Consider the following 17867-nt stretch of genomic DNA (forward strand, 5'->3'; position numbering starts at 1 on the left):
CGCTTGCCGAACAAGACTCGAGCTTCCCGGAATTTATTCCCCGACATGACCGATTTTCGCGGCGTCTTTCCCTACCTCGTCTCGCCCGTCGATGCCGACGGTACGGTGCGGACGAACGTGCTCGCAAAGCTCTGTGACGATTTGATCGGCGCCGGCGTGCACGGGCTGACGCCGCTCGGCTCGACTGGCGAGTTCGCCTATCTCAACGCCGCGCAGCGCATGGCGATCGTGCAGACCACGATCGAGGCCGCGAAGGGCCGCGTGCCTGTTGTGGCGGGCGTCGCGTCGACCTCGACGGCAGACGCGGTGACGCAGGCGAAGGCCTATCAAAAGCTCGGCGCCAACGGCATCTTGGCGATCCTCGAGGCGTATTTCCCGCTCACTGAGGCCCAGGTCGAGTCCTACTTCCGCAGCATCGCGGATGCCGTGGACATTCCGGTGGTCATCTACACCAATCCGCAATTCCAGCGCTCCGACCTGACCCTCGATGTCATCGCGCGCCTCGCCGAGCATCCGCGCATCGGCTACATCAAGGATGCCTCGACCAACACCGGGCGGCTGCTCTCGATCATGAACCGCTGCGGCGATGCCTTGCGCGTGTTCTCGGCCTCCGCCCATATCCCGGCCGCGGTGATGCTGATCGGCGGCCTCGGCTGGATGGCAGGGCCGGCCTGCATCATCCCGCGCCAGAGCGTGGCGCTCTACGACCTCTGCAAGGCCGGTCGCTGGGACGAGGCCATGGTGCTCCAGCGCAGGTTGTGGCGGATCAACGAGGCCTTCGCCCGCTTCAATCTCGCAGCCTGCATCAAGGCCGGGCTCGCGATCCAGGGCTACGACGTCGGCGATCCCGTCCCGCCGCAGGCCGCACTGTCGGCCGACGCGTGCAAGGTCGTGGAAGCGGCTCTGCGGGAGCTTGCTAGCGAGCAGCCATCCCGACATGGTCAGTGCCGTAGGGTGGGCAAAGCGTAGCGTGCCCACCATCCTGATCGCATCCGTTCAGCGATGGTGGGCACGGCGCAAGCGCGCCTTTGCCCACCCTACGAAATCGCAGATCTACGGGACGGCATGCCGAAATCGTGGATATCTCGCTCAAAAGCGCGGCTGGTCTCGCCTGGCTCGATCCGCTAAAAGGCGCGCGCACTTTGAGGCTTAGAGGATCCAGCGGAATGAACATTCTTCCCGGCAATTTGCGTTTCGGAGCGGGCCAGCCCGTCAAGCGTTTGGAAGACCAGCGGTTGCTCACCGGGAAGGGGCAATTCATCGACGACAAGCCGGAGGACGGCGCGCTGTGGTTGCACGTGCTGCGCTCGCCGCATGCGCATGCGAAGATCGTCTCGATCGATACCGGTGCTGCGGCATCGATGCCGGGCATCACCGCGATCTACACCGGCGCCGATCTGATCAAGGACGACGTCGGCACCATTCCGACCTTGAGCATCTTCAAGCGCCCCGACGGCAAGCCGATGACGGTGCCGCCGCGGCGGCTGCTCGCCCATGAGGTCGTGCGTTACACCGGCGAGGCGGTAGCTGCGGTGGTGGCTTCGTCGCGTGCAGAGGCCCAGAGCGCGGCCGAAGCGATCGTGATCGAATACGACGTGCAGCCCGCCGTGGTCGATCCCGTCGAGGCCGTGAAGCCCGGCGCGCCGGTGGTGTGGCCGGAGGCGCCCGACAACATCGTCGGCGCGATGAGCTACGGCGATGCCGCCAAGGTGGATGAGGCCTTCGCCAGGGCCGCGCACACGGTCGAGCTCGATCTCGTCAGCCAGCGCCTGGTGCCCTCGGCCATGGAGCCGCGCTCGACCATCGCGGAGATCGACAAGAAGACCGGCCGGCTCCTCCTGCATGTGCAGTCGCAGACCCCGGCCTCAACCCGCGACGTGCTGGCGGAAGCCGTGCTGAAGCGCCCGAAGGACAGCGTGCGCGTGCTGGTCGGCGACATCGGCGGCGGCTTTGGCCAGAAGACCAATCTCTATCCGGAAGACGGCATCGTCGCTTACGTCGCGTCCAAGCTGAACAGGAAGATCCGCTGGCGCGGCGACCGCACCGACGAGTTCGTCGGTGGCACCCATGGCCGTGATCTCACCTCGACGGCCTCCTTCGCGCTGGACGAGAAGGGCAAGGTGCTGGCCTATCGCGTCACCTCGATCGGCTGCACGGGTGCGTATTCCTCGGGGGCTGCCAACATCATTCCGCTGGTGCTCGGGCCGTTCGTGCAGACCGGTGTCTACGACCTGCCGCTGGTGCATTTCGAGATCAAGTCGGTGATGACCCACACCGCACCGGTCGGTGCCTATCGCGGCGCTGGTCGGCCAGAAGCCGTCTTCATCGTCGAGCGCCTGTTCGATGCTGCCGCGCGAAAAATCGGCATGGATCCGCGCGCGATCCGCAAGGCGAACTACATCAAGCCGGCGCAGCTGCCCTACACCAACGCCGCCGGTCAGGTGTACGATTCCGGCGCCTTCGCCCACATGCTCGACCGCGCGGTAAAACTCGCCGACTGGGACGGCTTTGCCGCGCGCAAGAAGGCCGCGAAGAAGAAGGGCCTGCTCTACGGCCGCGGCCTGACTTCCTACATCGAATGGACCGGCGGCCGCGCCCACACCGAGAAGGTCAGCCTGCATGCGACCTCGGAAGGACGCGTGATCCTGCATTCCGGCACCATGGCGATGGGGCAGGGGCTGCAGACCACCTACACCCAGATGATCTCCGATACGCTGGGCATTGCCATGGACAAGATCGACGTCGTCCAGGGCGACACTGATCTGGCGATGGGCTTTGGCAGCGTCGGATCGCGCTCACTGTTCGTTGGCGGCACGGCGGTTGCGGTCTCCTCCAACGATTTGATCCAGAAGGCGCGCGAGAAGGCGGCGAACGTGCTGGAGACCTCGGTCGAGGACATCGAATATCAAGGCGGCATGCTCACCGTAGTCGGCACCGACCGCCGCATCAGCCTGTTCGACATCGCCGAGAAGGAGAGTGGCTCAAAACTCAGCGTCGATTCGGAAGGCGAGGTCGACGGTCCCAGCTGGCCGAACGGCACGCATATCTGTGAGGTCGAGATCGACCCCGAGACCGGCGTCTCCCGCGTCGTGCGCTACACCACCGTCGACGACGTCGGCGTGGCCGTGAACCCGATGCTGGTCACCGGTCAGATCCACGGCGGCGTCGCGCAGGGCATCGGCCAGGCGCTCTATGAAGGCGTGTCGTATGACGCCGATGGCCAGCTGCTGACCGCGAGCTACCAGGATTACTGCATCCCGCGCGCGGACGACGTGCCGCCGATCGTGGTGACGCTGGATGATTCCGCGCCCTGCCGCACCAATCCGCTCGGGGCCAAGGGCTGCGGAGAGTCCGGCGCCATCGGCGGTCCTCCTTGCGTCACCAACGGCGTGATGGACGCACTCCACGAGCTCGGCATCATCCAGCTCAACACGCCCCTGACGCCGCAGAAGATCTGGAAGGCGATCAGGGATGCGAAGGTGGGGGCATAGACTCGTCGACGTCGCCCACGCTGCAACAGCAACACCCACTCGTCGTCCCGGCGAAGGCCGGGACCCATAACCACCGAATCTAGTTTGGCGAAGATTGGCGGTGACCAACTCGCGCCACACTTCTCCCTCGGCGTATGGGTCCCGGCCTTTGCCGGGACGACGAGGAGGGTGTTACGGCCGGCTCGCGCTAATCCCCAGCATCATCTTCGCGATGATGTCGCGCTGGATCTCAGACGTGCCGCCGAAGATCGTATAGGCCCGGCCGTTGAGATATTCCGGCACCACCGTCAGCATGTCCTCCGGCAGCGCCGACTGTTTCCACACCGCCGGGCTGAAGCCGAGCGGATCCTTCGCCGTCTTGCGGCGATGGTCGGCATCGTAGCTCTCGGCCACGAAGCGTTCCGCGCTCTCGCGCAGCGGCCGTTGCTCGTCGGAGGGATTGAGATTCATGGCGTCTACTCCGCGGCCGCCGGCTTGCGCACGGAGGGATGCAGTCCGGATGGATCGACCACCATGCCGAACTCCTGAAGATTGTGGGCATGACACAGCTGATGCAGGGCGAAGGCCTGGTCGATCGCCGCGGACTGGCCCATCACGTCGACCGAACGGTTCACGGCTTCCTTGGTCAGCTTCAGCGCAAAGGACGGCTTTGTTGCGATCCGGCGCGCCAGCTCCAGCACCTGCGCCGGCAACTCCGCGCGCGGCACGACCCGATTGACCATGCCGAGCTGATGCGCCTCCCGCGCGCTCCAGCTGTCCGCGGTGAACAGAAATTCCTTGGCCTTGCGCGGCCCGAGTTCCCAGGGATGCACGAACCATTCGACGCCGCAGACGCCCATGGTGACGACGGGATCGCAGAACTGCGCATCGTCGCTGGCGACGATGAGGTCGCAGGCCCAGGCCAGCATCAACCCGCCCGCGATGCACTTGCCATGCACTTCGGCGATCATCGGCTTCGCCAGGTTGCGCCACCGCCGGGTGATCTGGAGATATATTTCCTGTTCGCGCGCGAAGCGGCCGTGGGCGTTGGCTTCGGCAAAGCCGCCCCAATTTCCTACAGGTGGAAAATCGACGCCTGCGGCATTCTTAGCCCCGGGACGCAGATCGTGACCGGACGAGAAGTGCGGGCCATTGCCGGCGAGAATGATCACCTTGACCCCATCGTCCTGCACCGCCGCGTCGAAGGCGGCGTTGAGGTCGTAGGTCATCTGCAGGTTCTGCGCATTACGCGCCTCGGGCCGGTTCATGACGACCCGTGCAATCGCGGGCTCCGGCCGCTCCACGAGAATGGTCTCGAATGAGGACATGGCGCGCTCCCCTGCTATTTTCGTCTTGTTTCCTTCGAGTTGACTATGTCGCGTGGTGATAGGCAAGGGGCTTGCGTCAGCCGGCTGCTTTTCGCGCCGCTGCTACGTCTGGCGCCGTACGCGCGCAATCTGGTAGTTTGCCCCCCGATTCCACCGGGAGAAATTTGATGCGCAAGATCCTGACCGTGCTGGCGGCGCTGGCCTCGCTCAGCCTCACCAATTGCGGCTACAACGCGATCCAGAGCCAGGATGAGCAGATCAAGGCCAACTGGTCCGAGGTGGTGAACCAGTATCAGCGCCGTGCCGATCTCGTGCCCAATCTGGTCAATTCGGTGAAGGGCTTTGCGCAGCAGGAGAAGGACGTCCTGCTCGGCGTCACCAATGCCCGCGCCAAGGTCGGCAGCATCCAGGCAACGCCGGAGGTGCTCAACGATCCCGCAGCTTTCCAGAAATTCCAGGCCGCGCAAGGCGAGCTCTCCAGCGCGCTGTCACGGCTGCTCGTGGTCACGGAAAACTATCCGCAGCTCAAGTCGGACGCCCTGTTCAAGGACCTGATGTCGCAGTTAGAGGGCACCGAGAACCGCATCACGGTCGCGCGCAACCGCTACATCAAGGCGGTGCAGGAGTATAACGTCACCGTCCGATCGTTCCCTAACAACCTCACCGCGATGATGTTCGGCTACAAGGGGAAGCCGAATTTTTCGGTCGAGAACGAGAGGGAGATCTCGACCGCGCCGAAGGTCGATTTCAATCCAGCGCCCGCGCCGTCGAAGTAAGCGCGCGCCGTTTGCCAATGGGCTTCACCCCACCCACCGCTGTCATTCCCCGCGAAAGCGGGGAATCCAGTACGCCGCGGCTTCTCGGCTCAAGCACGGCCGCCTCTGGAATACTGGATCGCCCGCCTTCGCGGGCGACGACAGCGAGGCTGTGGCAAACAATCATCGTATTCGCGCTGCTGCTTGGTTGGGCTTTCCCAGTCGCCGCCGACGTCGCCGTGCCACAGCTCACCGGCCGCGTGGTCGACCGGACCGGTACGCTGTCAAGCGGCGACATTGCGTCGTTGAGCCAGAAGCTCAGCGGTTTCGAGACGCGCAAGGGCAGCCAGATCGCCGTGCTGATCGTGCCGACAACGGACCCGGAGACGATCGAGCAGTTCTCGATTCGCGTCGCCGAGGCCTGGAAGATCGGCCGCAAGAAGGTCGACGATGGCGCGATCCTCGTCGTTGCCAAGAACGACCGGCATCTGCGCATCGAGGTCGGCTACGGCCTCGAAGGCGCGCTCACCGACGTCACCTCGCGGCGGATCATCGATGAGGTCATCACGCCAAAATTCAGAGACGGTGATTTCGCCGGCGGCATCTCGGCCGGCGTCGACCGGATGATGCGCGTCGTCGACGGCGAGCCGCTGCCGGTTCCCTCACGCAGCGTGAATTTTGCCAATCTGGACGAGATCGGGCCGCTCGCCCCGGTCGTCCTGTTTGCCTCGCTCGTCGTCGGTGGCTTCCTGCGCGCGCTGCTGGGGCGATTGCTGGGCTCGGTCGCAACCGGCAGCATGATCGGCATCCTGGCGTTGCTCATCATCGGATCCGCAGGACTGGCCCTGCTCGCCGGGATCGTCGGCTTTGTGCTGTCCTTCATAGCCGATCTCTTTCCCGCATCGACGGGGTCGTCGCGCGGCGGTTCGTGGTCGAGCGGTTCCTCGTCGGGAGGCAGCTGGAGCAGCGGATCATCGTCCAGTGACAGCGGCAGCTTCAGCGGAGGCGGTGGCAGCTTTGGTGGCGGTGGCGCCTCGGGGAGCTGGTAGTCATGAGCATTGGGCGCATGTTCAGGCATCTCCTCCAGCACCATTGGCGCGCGAGGCAGGTGTTTCCGCAAAGCGTGCTCGACCGCATCGAGCAGGCGATCAAGCAGAGCGAAACGACGCATTCCGGCCAAGTCCGCTTCGTCGTCGAAGGCGCGCTCGATGGCCGTCCGCTATTTCGCAATCAGCATGCCCGCGAGCGCGCGCTCGACGTGTTCTCGCATCTGCGCATCTGGGACACCGCGCACAACAATGGCGTGCTGATCTACCTGCTGCTCGCCGACCGCGATGTCGAGATCATCGCCGATCGCGGCATCGATGCGAAGGTCGGCGCTGCCGGCTGGGAGACAATCTGCCGCGCGATGGAAGCCGAGTTTGGTTCGGGCGAGTTCGAACGCGGCGTGATCGACGGCATCGCGGCGGTGTCGCGGGAACTCGCCAGGCATTTCCCGCCGGCGGGTGCGCATCCGAACGAGCTGCCGGACAAGCCGGTGGTGATGTGAGGAATTGCTGACACTCTCTCACCGTCACCCTGAGGCGGCCGCCTCTTCGGCGGCCCTCGAAGGGCGACGGCCCGGCTGCGGCAACGCGGCCGCCCATCCTTCGAGGCTCCCGGCGCGGCGCGACGCACCGCGCCACTCGCACCTCAGGATGACGGATTGAAGTAAGTGCGCGTCTTCAATCATCCAGCTTGTTCAAATCCCTTACCGACTGCATGATCGGCTCGAAGTTCGAGCGCGCATCCAGCGCGTCGAACAATTGCGCGGTGTCTTCGAGCAGACCGTGCGATCGCGCAATCGCAATGCGCACATCCTCCTGCGGCGTGTCGGACAGCCTTCCGTGCCCTGACAGCAGGATCTTCGCGTTCAGTCCCTTGATGCGCTCCAGCGACTGGATGTAGTCGGAGATACTGCCCGAGCCGAACACCCCGCCCATGACGCCGCCGGGCATCAGCGTATCTGCGGCGAACAACAGGCCCTTGTCCTGGTCGAACAGGGTGATGCAGGCCGAGGTGTGGCCCGGCGTGTACATCACGCTAAGGCGGAAATTGCCGAGGTCGATCAGATTGCCTTCCTCGAGCCAGATGTCGATATTGATCGGCACGTTCGGCTCGTTGAACATCTTGCGCAGCATCGAGAAATCGTCGCGCAGCACGATCTTGTTGGCGGCAAGCCGATGCGCGGCGACGTAGGTGCGGCGCTCGTTGAAGTGCCAGGCGGCGCCGATATGGTCGAGATGCTCATGGCTCAGCACCACCATGTCGATCTTCTCGGGCGGGCAGCCGACGAAGTTCAGGCACTCGACCATCGCCGGATAGTTCGAGGACAGGCCGACGTCGATCAGGATGGTGCGCGCCGAGCCGCGCACCAGATACGCATTCGCTGCGCGGTTGGAGAAGCGGATCTGGTAGACGTCATCGGCCGCCTGGATCAGCGAGCAGGTGTCGTTCTTCATCAGGATCGGAAATGCAGTCGGCTTCCGTTCGCTCATGATTGCGCTGCCCGGTAGGTGACGGCGTTGGACGCCCGCAGGCGTTTTGACAGCGCATCCATCACCATCAGCGCGAACGCCGGTTGCTGGCTGACGAGATAGACGAAGCGGGCGTGGTTGATCCGCATCACCTTCGTGTTGGGCGCCGATGCGATCGCGGTCGCGGAGCGCACCGAGCCGTCGATCACGGCCATCTCGCCGAAGAACTCGCCCTTGCCGAGCTTGATGATGCTGGTCTTTCGCGCGCCGTCGACCTTGGCGATCTCGACCTCGCCGTCGAGCACGACGAACAGCTCGCGGCCGGTCGAGCCCTCCTCGAAGATGACGTCATCGACACCGAACGCGTTGATGCATTTCTCGATCGTCATGGCACTCCCCAAACGCCTTCTGGCTGACGGGACGGGCCATGTTAGCCGGGGAACAGTGACGGGCAAACAACCCCCTTCGGCTAAGGCAAGCGGCCTACCGCAGGGCAGCATCGGCTGACAATTTGTTGCACGCCGCCACGCCGGTTCCACTTTCCCGACCCAATTCGGCCTCGGACGAGTTCCTAAAATTTCGGTAAGCGGGTCCCGAGGTAAGGAATTCGCAAGCAATGAAAGTTACCAAAAAGTGAACCTGGACTGGAGTATTTGAGCCGTGAGTGAACCAATGCCCGAACTGGCCGGCCAAGAGACTGATGACCGGACTGGTGACCGGACCGGCGCCATCGGCGCCGCCGCAACCGTGCCGCAGGCCGTCGAGGCTGCCGCCGGTATCGAGGCCCCCTCGATCGCCCCCGACCATGAGACGCCGCCCAAAGCGGACGCTCCGACGGTCGAACCGCCAAAGATCGAGGCTTCAAGGATCGAGGTCCCGAAGTTCGAGACCAAGGCCGAAACAAAGCCCGAGCCCAAACCCGGCAAGCTCATCGTCATGGCGCCCTCGGAACGGTCCTGGGACCGCGAAGAGTTTGCTCCGCATGTGAAGGCCGACGAGGTGCGTGACACCGGCGGCAAGCGCCGCCTGTCGGCGATGGCCGCGGTGGTGGCGATCGCGGCCTGCGTCGGCGCCATCAGTGGCGCGCTCGCGACCGCCGGCATGATGCATTTTGCCAGCCCGGCGCCGGCGCAGGTTGCCGATACCAGCGCGCTGGATGCGTCCGTCGCCCGGATCGATGCCGACATCGTCGCGCTCAAGGCCAATGTCGAGCACGCCTCGAAGACCGGCGTCAGCCAATTCAACCGGGCCAACGATCGTCTCGACAAGCTCGAGAAGGCGCAGGCCGAACCGATGGCCAAGCTCGCAAAGCTGTCCGAGACCGTCGACAAGCTCCGCGCCACGCCGCCGGCAGCCCCCGCGCAGGCCGCCGCCACGGCGCCCGCGAAGGAGACCACCGGCACGATCGTGCCGGCTCCGACCCAGGTCGCAACGGCCGCTGCCGCGCCGGCTCCCGTGCTTGCTGCGCCCAAGACCGAGCTCGGCCGCCTGCCGACGATTGACGGCTGGAGGCTCCGCGACGTCGCCAATGGCGGCGCGCTGATCGAGGGCCGGGATGGCCTGTACGAGGTCTATGCCGGCGATCCCATCCCCGGCATCGGCCGTGTCGATGCGATCCGTCGCCAGGATGGCCGCTGGGTGGTCGTCACCAGCAAGGGCCTGATCGTCGCGCGATAAGCGTTTGATATCGGACTTGTCACAAGAGGCGCTTCACCACCGCGTGAAGCGCCTTTTTACTTGAATAGGCGAAGCCTCGCGGTGTTAGTGAAGGCATGAGCCGCGCGCTGCGAATTCTCCTGGCTGCCCAAATTCTTCTCGCTGCCACTATGTTGTTTGGGAGCGTCATGTCGCTCTCGGCAGCAGAGAACGCGCCGCTGGCACGCGGTACCGCGATCACCGATCCCGATCTCCTGCGCAAGCTCGACCAGAGCGATGCACTGTCAATCGCGCATCTGTTGCAGCCCGAGCGGAACGCAGGCGTGCCGCTGACGAGCGATCTGCTGTTCGCCTCGCTGCCGCAGCTGAAGCAGATTCCGCCGGCAATCGATGCGGAGTTCGATCGCTACATCGCGCAGCATGAGCTGGCTTCGCCGAGCGAGACCATTGGCGTCGGCGAAGGTTTCGACGTCCAGCTATTCGACCGGGCCAATCTGAAAGCCGCCAACACGCGCTTCGTGCTGGCCGGCATCGTCAACCGCATGGACCGCGCCTATGTCTCGGAGGAGTCCTGCGGCGAGATCCGGCTGATCTATCGCCTGGCGCGGTTCGAGGCCGGCAACACCGCGACGCGCCTGCCGATGACGTTCAACCTGGTGATGAAGGCGCGCGATGCACGCCAGACCGATGCGAACGGCAAGACCATCACGTGCGCCGAGCTCGCGCGGCGCTGGCTCGACAATGGCGACTGGCAGGGGCTGATCGGCAGCCGTACCGTTCCCGATGACGCGATGTTCGATCGCATCGAGACCAACATCCAGATCTCGATCGCACCGAAATCGGCATTGCACGATTTCCGCTCCGACTATCTGCTCAAGGTGTTCAGATACGACGCCGCCACGAAGACGTTCGTGGAATCGACGCTGGAGAACCAGATCGACCGCGATCGTATCCTTGCCGATGACGCGCTCCGGCGCGACTTCAAGGCCTGGCTGCTTGCGCCTGCGCATCTTCGCGAGTTCGATCGCGGCACCGTGCTGATCCCGGAGCAGTATCTCGCCAAGGCTGCCGTGGCGCCGACACCTGCGGGCCTCGATGCGTCGGACCTGCAGCCGGAGTTCGGGATGGTGCGGGGGGAAGGAAAAGGTGAAGGCAATAGCGACCCCGTCTTCACGGACGACGACGTCGTCGGCGCGCTGAAGCAGGCCGCGGCACGCGGCATCACCATGGAGAACATCCGCTCGGTCGCGGGCTTCCAGCGCCGCCTCAACGATGTCACCTGCTCGGGCTGCCACCAGATCCGCGGCATCGGCGGCTTCCATTTTCCCGGCGTGGACTGGCTCTCGGACAAGGCGACGAATTCCACCATCGTGCCGGCCTCGCCGCATTTTGTCGGCGACCAGCTCCGCCGCCGCGACATCCTGATCGCCTTTGCCGCAGGCAAGCACCCTGATTTCTCGCGCGGATTTGCCAGCCGGCCGCAGACCCGCGGCAGCCGGGAGCTCGCCGGCACCGAATATCAGGACGGCTGGGGCGCCCATTGTTCCCTCCAAAACGAGGGATCGGGAACGCCGGACAAGAGTTTTACGTCATGGACCTGCGCCAAAGGTCTCACCTGTCAGGCCGCCGCGGCCTCGAGCCGCATTGGCATGTGCTTCATCAAGACGCGTTAGCAAAATAGCGATTCGGATGACTCATGACGGATACCAGCGACGCCGACAAGGAGCGCAATCGTGAGATTGCGCGCAATGAGGAAGCCAAGCAGGTTACCGGCAGCGTCCGCGTCAGCACCTGGGCGGTCGCGGTGGTCGTCATCATCGGCGGCATCCTGTTCACGCTCGGCTGGCTGGCGCTGCGGTAGCGGAACGCCTCACTTCGCGTAATTCGTCATCGGCGACGTTGCCGAGAGTTTATCGCGAGATCATCCCACGTCGTCATTGCGAGCGCAGCGAAGCAATCCAGCAATGCATCTGCGTGTGCGAGCTATCCATTGTCGTCCCGGCGAAGGCCGGGACCTATACCGCGGAATCTATCGATTGCATTGGGTAGGAGTACCGAACTGCGAGTCTTCGCCAAACTTCTCCTGGGGGTATGGGTCCCGGCCTCCGCCGGGACGACGGGGATGTATAGCGCGAATGCGCCCCTTCACCCCACCGCCCCCTTCGCCCGCAGCTGCTTGATCGCGGTCTCGTCGTATCCCGCGCCACGCAAAATCTCGTCACTGTGCTCGCCGACGCCGGGCGGCTTGCGCGGCTGCACCTTCTTGGTGCCGTCGATCCAGATCGGGCTGGAGATGGTGAGCATGGTGTCGTTCTCGAACGGCACCAGCACCTCGTTGTCGAGCATCTGCTTGTCGTTCGGGATGTCGTCCAGAATGCCGACGATGCCGAACACCAGCCCGTTGCCGTCGAGGATCTTGCGCCATTCGGCAAGATCCCTGGTCGCGAAGGTGTCGTCAAAGATCTTGATCAGCTCGATCGAGCGGGCGTGACGGTCGGGCTTGGTGGCGAAGCGCGGATCGTTAATCAGGTCCTCGCGTCCGAGGCATTTGGCGAGCGTCGGCCACTGCTTCTCCTCGCTGAGGAGCGACAGGATCAGCCAGCGGCCGTCCCTGCACTGATAGTGGTTGGCGACGGCATTGAGCGCGCGCTCGCGCGGGCGCCGTTCGCCGAACTTGGCGCCGCAGAGCTTGGCCTGCGCCAGCACGCTCGCGGCCCAGACGCCGTTGGCCATCAGGTTGGAGGCGACATGCGAGCCCTTGCCGGTCTTCTCGCGCTGATACAGCGCAGTGACGATGGCGCTGTACAGCGCCATCGCGCAGGGATGGTCGCCCATGCCGGCGATCGAGCGGGCCGGTGTGGTGTCGGTGTCGGCGCGGACGAGGTCCATCAGGCCGGAGCGCGCCCAATAGGCGTTGCTGTCGAAGCCGGGCTTGTTGGCTTCCTCGCCCTTCTCGCCATAGCCGGTGAAGGAGGCGTAGATCAGCCGGTCGTTGAGATGGCCGAGATGGTCATAGGTGATGCCGAGTTTGGTCCGCACCGGCGGCGGCATGTTGGTGATGAAGACGTCGGCCTCTTCGACCAGCTTATAGAGCACGGCCCGCGCCTCGGGCTTGGAGAGGTCGAGCGCGAGGCTCTTCTTGTTGCGGGCCTCGAGCAGCCAGGCGAAATTGTGTTCGCCGGTGGGATAGCCGGGCAGGTTGGGCAGATTGCGGTAGGGGTCGCCGGCGCCGGGCGGCTCGATCTTGATGACATCGGCGCCGAAATCGGACAGCACGGTCGCAGCCGCGGGCGCCGCGATGAAGCTCGCGCAGTCCAGAACCTTGAGTCCTGCAAAAATGCCTTTTTCCATCGCGGCGTTGCTCCCTCGCTCTTGTTGTTTCCCGCTGGCTGGAATTCGCGTGGGCCAGACCATGGGAGCATTAGACCGATGTTCTAGCAGGACGCAACGGCGCCGCGCGCAGGGCTCATTGCGGTATCCATCGCATCCGCCACGAAGCCGAAACCATCTCCCGTCACCCCGAGGTGCTCGTCCTGCGGTGTACCGCAGGGCGAGCCTCGAGGGGCGAGGGCCCGGCTGCATCCGGGCCGTCTATCCTTCGAGGCCTCCGCTGCGCTCCGGCACCTCAGGATGACGAAACTGCGGTTGCGGCGTGTCGCGAGGACGGCTCCAGCATCGCCGCTCACGCCTCGCCTGCGAGTAGCGCAGCGTTGCCGCCGGCGGCTGCGGTGTTGATGGTCACGGTCTGCTCGGTGGCAAAGCGCGCGAGATAGTGCGGGCCGCCGGCCTTGGGGCCGGTCCCGGACAGGCTGTTGCCGCCGAACGGCTGCACGCCAACCACGGCGCCGATCATGTTGCGGTTGACGTAGATGTTGCCGACCTGGACGCGGTCGATGATGGCCTCGATCGTGTCATCGATGCGGGAGTGGACGCCGAGCGTGAGCCCGTAGCCGGTGCGCTCGATGGCCTGCAGCACGCGTTCGAGAGTCTCGGCCCGGTAGCGCACCACATGCAGGATCGGGCCGAACACCTCCTCGGTGAGCTGGCCGGCATCGCGGAGCTCGAAGATGTGGGGCGCGACGAAGCAGCCCTCCGGCGCGATACCCGCAAAGTGCAGCCGCGCCTCCGTCTTCATCCGCGCGATGTGCGCATCGAGGCGCCGCTTGGCCTCGGCGTCGATCACCGGGCCGACATGGGTCGCGATGTCAGCGGGATCTCCGATCTTCAACTCGCGCGCCGCGCCCGCGATCATCTCGATCATGCGGTCGGCAACGTCCTCCTGTACGAACAAGAGCCGCAGCGCCGAGCAGCGCTGGCCAGCCGAGCGAAACGCCGAGGTGACGACGTCGTCGGCGACCTGCTCAGGCAGCGCGGTGGCGTCGGCGATCATGGCGTTGATGCCGCCGGTCTCCGCGATCAGCGGCACGATCGGCCCGTCCTTGGCGGCGAGCGACCGGTTGATGTGACGCGCAACCTCGGTCGAGCCGGTGAAGACGACGCCGGCGATGTCTGGGTGTGCGGTGAGCACGGCGCCGATGCGGCCGTCGCCGGTGACGAGATGCAGCGCGCTCGCGGGGATACCGGCCTCATGCAGCAGGGCGACGGCCTCGCACGCGATGCGCGGCGTCTGCTCGGCGGGCTTTGCAACGACGCTGTTGCCGGCCATCAGCGCCGCGGTGACCTGGCCGAGGAAAATCGCCAGCGGAAAGTTCCACGGCGAGATCGCGACGAAGACGCCGCGGCCGCGCATGGCGAGCGCGTTGCTCTCGCCGGTCGGACCCGGCATCGCGACCTCGCTGCCGAACAGCTTTCTGCCCTGCGCCGCATAGTAGCGGCAGAAGTCGGCGGCTTCGCGCAGCTCGGAGAGCGCGTCGTCGAGCGTCTTTCCGCCTTCGCGCTGAAGAGCCGCGATGAAATGCGCAGCTCGGCTCTCCAGGAGATGCGCGGCCTGCTCCAGCGCCGCCGCGCGTGTTGCCGCTGGCGTCCGGCTCCAGGTCGCAAAGCCCGCGCGCGCTGCGGCGATTGCCGCGTTCGCCTGCTCGGGCGTTGCGTCCGGGACCGGCTTGAGGTCGGGCGTTGCGGCCTTGACGTCGGCGAGCAGCCGGTCGAGCGCCGGGCGCTCGCCGAATTCGATCCCGCCCGAATTATGCCGCTCTGGTGCAAAGAGATCACCCGGCAGCGGGATCCTTGCGTGATGCGCGTGATCAGGCCGGACGATGAGATCGACGGGGCGCTTCAATAGCGCCGGGACCGGAACGCGGTAGTCGGCTGCCTGCGCCACAAAGGACGAGTTGGCGCCGTTCTCGAGCAGCCGTCGCACCAGATAGGCGAGCAGGTCGCGATGGCTGCCTACCGGCGCATAGGTGCGGTAGGCGATCTCAGGGTGATCCTTGGCGAGCTGCTCGTAGAGCGCCTCGCCCATTCCGTGCAGGCGCTGGAATTCGAATCCGCCACTGTCGCCGGCGAGCTCCAGCACGGTCGCGACGGTGAGCGCGTTGTGGGTCGCAAACTGCGGGAAGATGCGCGGCCGCAGAATTAGAAGCTTCGAGGCGCAGGCGACGTAGTTCAGATCCGTCATCGCCTTGCGCGTGAATACCGGATAGCCGTCGAGCCCGCGCTCCTGCGCGCGCTTGATCTCGGTGTCCCAATAGGCGCCCTTGACCAGCCGCACCATCAGCTTGCGGTCATGCGCACGGGCAAGATCGTGGACGTAATCGATCACCGCACTGGCGCGCTTCTGATAGGCCTGGATCGCAAGTCCGAAGCCGTCCCAGCCTTTGAGCGAGGGATCGGCGAGCGTTGCCGCGATCACGTCGAGCGACAGCTCCAGACGGTCGGCTTCCTCGGCATCGACGGTGAAGTTGAGGTCGTGCGCCTTGGCGCGCTGCGCGAGGTCGAGAAGTTGCGGCACCAGCTCGGCCATCACGCGCGCGCGGCTGATCGCCTCGAAGCGCGGATGCAGTGCCGAGAGTTTCACGGAGATGCCGGGCCGGTCGGGCAGGGGATGACTGCCCGCCGTCTTGCCGATCGTTTCGATCGCACTCGCATAGGCGTCGAAATAGCGCTTTGCGTCGGCCGCCGTGCGCGCGCCTTCGCCGAGCATGTCGAACGAGTAGCGCGGCCTCTCGCCGGAGCGCGGCTTACCCCGCTCCAGCGCCTGCTCGATGGTCTCGCCCAGCACGAAATGATTGCCCATCAATCGCATCGCCTGGCGTGTGGCGGTGCGCACGGCGGGCGCGCCCAGCCGCTTCACCAGCCGGCCGATGGTGCCGTCGGGCGTCTCGCCAGGCTGGATGACCCGCGCCGACAGGCCGAGTGCCCAGGCCGAGGCATTGACCAGGAAGGCCGTGGACTTGGTCTCGTGATGGATGAAGTCGCCCTCGCCGAGCTTGTCCTCAATGAATTGGTCGGCGGTGCGCGCGTCTGGCACGCGCAGCAGCGCTTCCGCCAGCACCATCAGGGCGAGGCCTTCCTTGGTCGAGAGCGCGAACTCGCGCAGCATGTCCTCGACCCCGCCAAACCGGTCGTCGCGCTTGCGGATTGCCTCGATCAGCCGCGTGGCGGTGCGGTCGATCCGCGCTTCCTGCGGCGGGGCGAGATGCGCCGCCTGAAGCAGGCGTGCAGCGATGTCGGCATCATCGGGCGCGTAGGGAGCAGTGAAGGACGGCGGGATGTTCGGCATGGCGTGTCCTGTGGCTAAAACTCAGGATAAAGTCCGCATGACCGTAGTTCGATAGACAAGATAACAATTTTGCCTTAGAAAGTGAAGATCATTGGCGTATTGGCCGTATAAATTATGGAACTCGATCGAATCGACCGGAGAATCCTCTCGATTTTGCAGGAAGATGGGCGAATCGCCAATGTCGAGCTCGCCGAGCGCATCGGGCTGTCGCCGACCTCGATCGGTGAGCGGCTGAAGCGCTTGCAGCGCGAAGGTTTTGTCGAGGGTTATGGCGCGCGGCTCAATCCGCACCGGCTTGGTCTCGGCCTGCTGGTGTTCGTCGAGGTGCTGCTCGACAAGACCACGCCTGACAATTTCGAGCGCTTTGCGTGTGCGGTGAAACTCGCGCCCGAAGTGCTGGAGTGTCACATGGTTGCCGGAGGCTTCGACTATCTAGTGAAGGCGCGGCTGGCCGACATGACCGCGTATCGGCGCTTCCTCGGCGAGACCTTGCTGTCGATGCCGGGTGTGCGCGAGACGCGCACCTATGCGGTGATGGAGGAGATCAAGCGCGACGCACCGTTGCCGGTTGGCTGACGAAATGCGGTCGCGATTGTCGCTGCTGCGGCGTTGATTGGCGATCTCTACGGGCAAATAGTTTCCGCGCGCAATCGCAACGCCTGTCGTCGAATGCACTGATCGTCTTCTAAAATTTTCTTGGCCCCATCCCGGATCAATCCGGGAGGCTGGCGGGCTTATACTTTGAGGTTCTCTGCGGACGTCTTGCCCCGGTTTGCGATCTCTTCATACTCAACCGTCTGGCCCTCGTTGAGGGAGGACAGACCGGCCTTCTGCACTGCCGAGATATGCACGAACACATCCTTGCCGCCCGACGCAGGCTGGATAAATCCATAACCCTTCGTCGGATTGAACCACTTGACCGTACCTTTAGCCATCACGTCTTCTCCGCGGGTCTTCCTCCGAGATCGCGAACCGCCAATCCCCGCCAACCGGCCGGTTCGGTCCTAACAGGATACGCGGAATGTGGCGGGCTTGGTAGATCAAACCACAGCGGCATTTCGTGGAAATTCGCTCAACTTCGCGGCGTTTTTGCCGGTTTTGCCCGTTTCGCGGTCACTTCTCCGGGACGCCGCACGCCCTCCGTCAATAAGTCGCGGCCAGATAGTCCACGATCTTGCCGACGTCGGCGTCGTCGATTGGCGCGCCATAGACCTTGATCATCTTGGTCACCTCGGCCTGCCAAAATCCTTTCTTGTCTTTCATCGGCGGCTGCGTGGCGATGTAGTCGGACGAGTGGCAGGCGACGCAATTGCCCTGAACCACCTCAAGATTGGGGCCTGGCTTGAAGGCTGCTGTCTCATCCGGCGTCTTGTAATTGACCGGCGCTGCCAGGGCCGAACCCACCGCGGCGGCGAAGGCGAGCGTGATGGCGAGGAGAACGGTGCGCTGCATGATCATTC

Annotated in this window: 16 protein-coding genes and 2 pseudogenes; 9 read left to right on the forward strand and 9 right to left on the reverse strand. The window is 64.8% G+C overall.

Going from position 1 to position 17867, the window contains the following annotated elements; translation table 11 throughout:
• The first annotated feature begins 45 nt into the window (after positions 1-45).
• Entirely contained in the window at positions 46-969 is a 924-nt protein-coding gene (locus YUA_RS45235) for a dihydrodipicolinate synthase family protein (protein WP_051383417.1), read from the forward strand.
• 197 nt (positions 970-1166) lie between these two features.
• Positions 1167-3491 (forward strand): xanthine dehydrogenase family protein molybdopterin-binding subunit, encoded by a 2325-nt coding sequence (locus tag YUA_RS0128010; protein WP_027533677.1) that lies wholly within the window; start codon positions 1167-1169, stop codon positions 3489-3491.
• A 171-nt stretch (positions 3492-3662) separates the two neighbouring features.
• Here the strand turns inward: YUA_RS0128010 and YUA_RS52375 are convergent.
• The 3 genes and pseudogenes from YUA_RS52375 to YUA_RS0128020 form a co-directional block, all read right to left on the reverse strand.
• Positions 3663-3806, reverse strand: a pseudogene (locus tag YUA_RS52375) (acyl-CoA dehydrogenase family protein); the annotation flags it as partial.
• Positions 3798-3941, reverse strand: a pseudogene (locus YUA_RS51220) (pimeloyl-CoA dehydrogenase small subunit); the annotation flags it as partial. The pseudogenes YUA_RS51220 and YUA_RS52375, both read right to left, overlap by 9 nt.
• A gap of 5 nt (positions 3942-3946) precedes the next feature.
• Positions 3947-4798: an enoyl-CoA hydratase gene (locus YUA_RS0128020; RefSeq protein ID WP_027533679.1), complete on the reverse strand. Its 852-nt coding sequence runs from the start codon at positions 4796-4798 to the stop codon at positions 3947-3949.
• Positions 4799-4965: 167 nt separating this feature from the next.
• Between YUA_RS0128020 and YUA_RS0128025 the strand changes: the two genes are divergently transcribed.
• From YUA_RS0128025 to YUA_RS0128035, 3 genes are all read left to right on the forward strand, one after another.
• Complete coding sequence (locus tag YUA_RS0128025; protein ID WP_027533680.1) at positions 4966-5574, forward strand: LemA family protein; 609 nt, start codon at positions 4966-4968, stop codon at positions 5572-5574.
• A gap of 218 nt (positions 5575-5792) precedes the next feature.
• Positions 5793-6602 (forward strand): YgcG family protein, encoded by an 810-nt coding sequence (locus tag YUA_RS0128030; RefSeq protein ID WP_371259917.1) that lies wholly within the window; start codon positions 5793-5795, stop codon positions 6600-6602.
• Positions 6603-6604: 2 nt separating this feature from the next.
• Complete coding sequence (locus tag YUA_RS0128035) at positions 6605-7102, forward strand: TPM domain-containing protein (RefSeq protein ID WP_027533682.1); 498 nt, start codon at positions 6605-6607, stop codon at positions 7100-7102.
• Positions 7103-7277: 175 nt separating this feature from the next.
• On the opposite strand, the gene YUA_RS0128040 is transcribed toward YUA_RS0128035, so the two are convergent.
• Both YUA_RS0128040 and YUA_RS0128045 read right to left on the reverse strand, forming a co-directional pair.
• Entirely contained in the window at positions 7278-8090 is an 813-nt protein-coding gene (locus YUA_RS0128040) for an MBL fold metallo-hydrolase (protein ID WP_027533683.1), read from the reverse strand.
• A complete protein-coding gene (locus tag YUA_RS0128045) occupies positions 8087-8458 on the reverse strand; it encodes a cyclic nucleotide-binding domain-containing protein (RefSeq protein ID WP_027533684.1) in 372 nt (123 codons plus the stop codon). The genes YUA_RS0128040 and YUA_RS0128045 overlap by 4 nt, the downstream gene beginning before the upstream one ends.
• Positions 8459-8741: 283 nt before the next feature.
• On the opposite strand from YUA_RS0128045, the gene YUA_RS0128050 reads away from it, so the two are divergent.
• The 3 genes from YUA_RS0128050 (at position 8742) to YUA_RS51225 (ending at position 11586) form a co-directional block, all read left to right on the forward strand.
• Complete coding sequence (locus tag YUA_RS0128050) at positions 8742-9746, forward strand: hypothetical protein (protein ID WP_027533685.1); 1005 nt, start codon at positions 8742-8744, stop codon at positions 9744-9746.
• 95 nt (positions 9747-9841) lie between these two features.
• Complete coding sequence (locus YUA_RS0128055; RefSeq protein WP_027533686.1) at positions 9842-11398, forward strand: hypothetical protein; 1557 nt, start codon at positions 9842-9844, stop codon at positions 11396-11398.
• 23 nt (positions 11399-11421) lie between these two features.
• Positions 11422-11586: a hypothetical protein gene (locus YUA_RS51225; RefSeq protein ID WP_198029517.1), complete on the forward strand. Its 165-nt coding sequence runs from the start codon at positions 11422-11424 to the stop codon at positions 11584-11586.
• 284 nt (positions 11587-11870) lie between these two features.
• Here YUA_RS51225 and YUA_RS0128065 read toward each other — a convergent pair whose 3' ends face one another.
• Together YUA_RS0128065 and putA are read right to left on the reverse strand one after the other, a co-directional pair.
• Positions 11871-13076 carry a CaiB/BaiF CoA-transferase family protein gene (locus YUA_RS0128065; protein WP_027533687.1) on the reverse strand — a complete coding sequence of 402 codons (1206 nt, stop codon included), beginning with the start codon at positions 13074-13076 and terminating at the stop codon, positions 11871-11873.
• A gap of 331 nt (positions 13077-13407) precedes the next feature.
• On the reverse strand, positions 13408-16407 hold the full coding sequence (gene putA / locus YUA_RS0128070) for a bifunctional proline dehydrogenase/L-glutamate gamma-semialdehyde dehydrogenase PutA (RefSeq protein ID WP_027533688.1): 3000 nt from the start codon (positions 16405-16407) through the stop codon (positions 13408-13410).
• 114 nt (positions 16408-16521) lie between these two features.
• Between putA and YUA_RS0128075 the strand changes: the two genes are divergently transcribed.
• Positions 16522-16983, forward strand: a complete 462-nt coding sequence (locus YUA_RS0128075) for an Lrp/AsnC ligand binding domain-containing protein (protein WP_027533689.1) — start codon at positions 16522-16524, stop codon at positions 16981-16983.
• Positions 16984-17141: 158 nt separating this feature from the next.
• Here the strand turns inward: YUA_RS0128075 and YUA_RS0128080 are convergent, their stop codons facing one another.
• Positions 17142-17342, reverse strand: a complete 201-nt coding sequence (locus YUA_RS0128080) for a cold-shock protein (protein WP_008134691.1) — start codon at positions 17340-17342, stop codon at positions 17142-17144.
• Positions 17343-17550: 208 nt separating this feature from the next.
• The gene (locus YUA_RS0128085; protein ID WP_027533690.1) at positions 17551-17859 is read right to left on the reverse strand and encodes a sulfite:cytochrome C oxidoreductase subunit B; all 309 of its coding nucleotides are present in this window, start codon (positions 17857-17859) and stop codon (positions 17551-17553) included.
• Positions 17860-17867: the final 8 nt, after the last annotated feature.

The sequence above is a fragment of the Bradyrhizobium sp. WSM3983 genome (genome assembly GCF_000473045.1).
Taxonomy (GTDB): Bacteria; Pseudomonadota; Alphaproteobacteria; order Rhizobiales; family Xanthobacteraceae; genus Bradyrhizobium.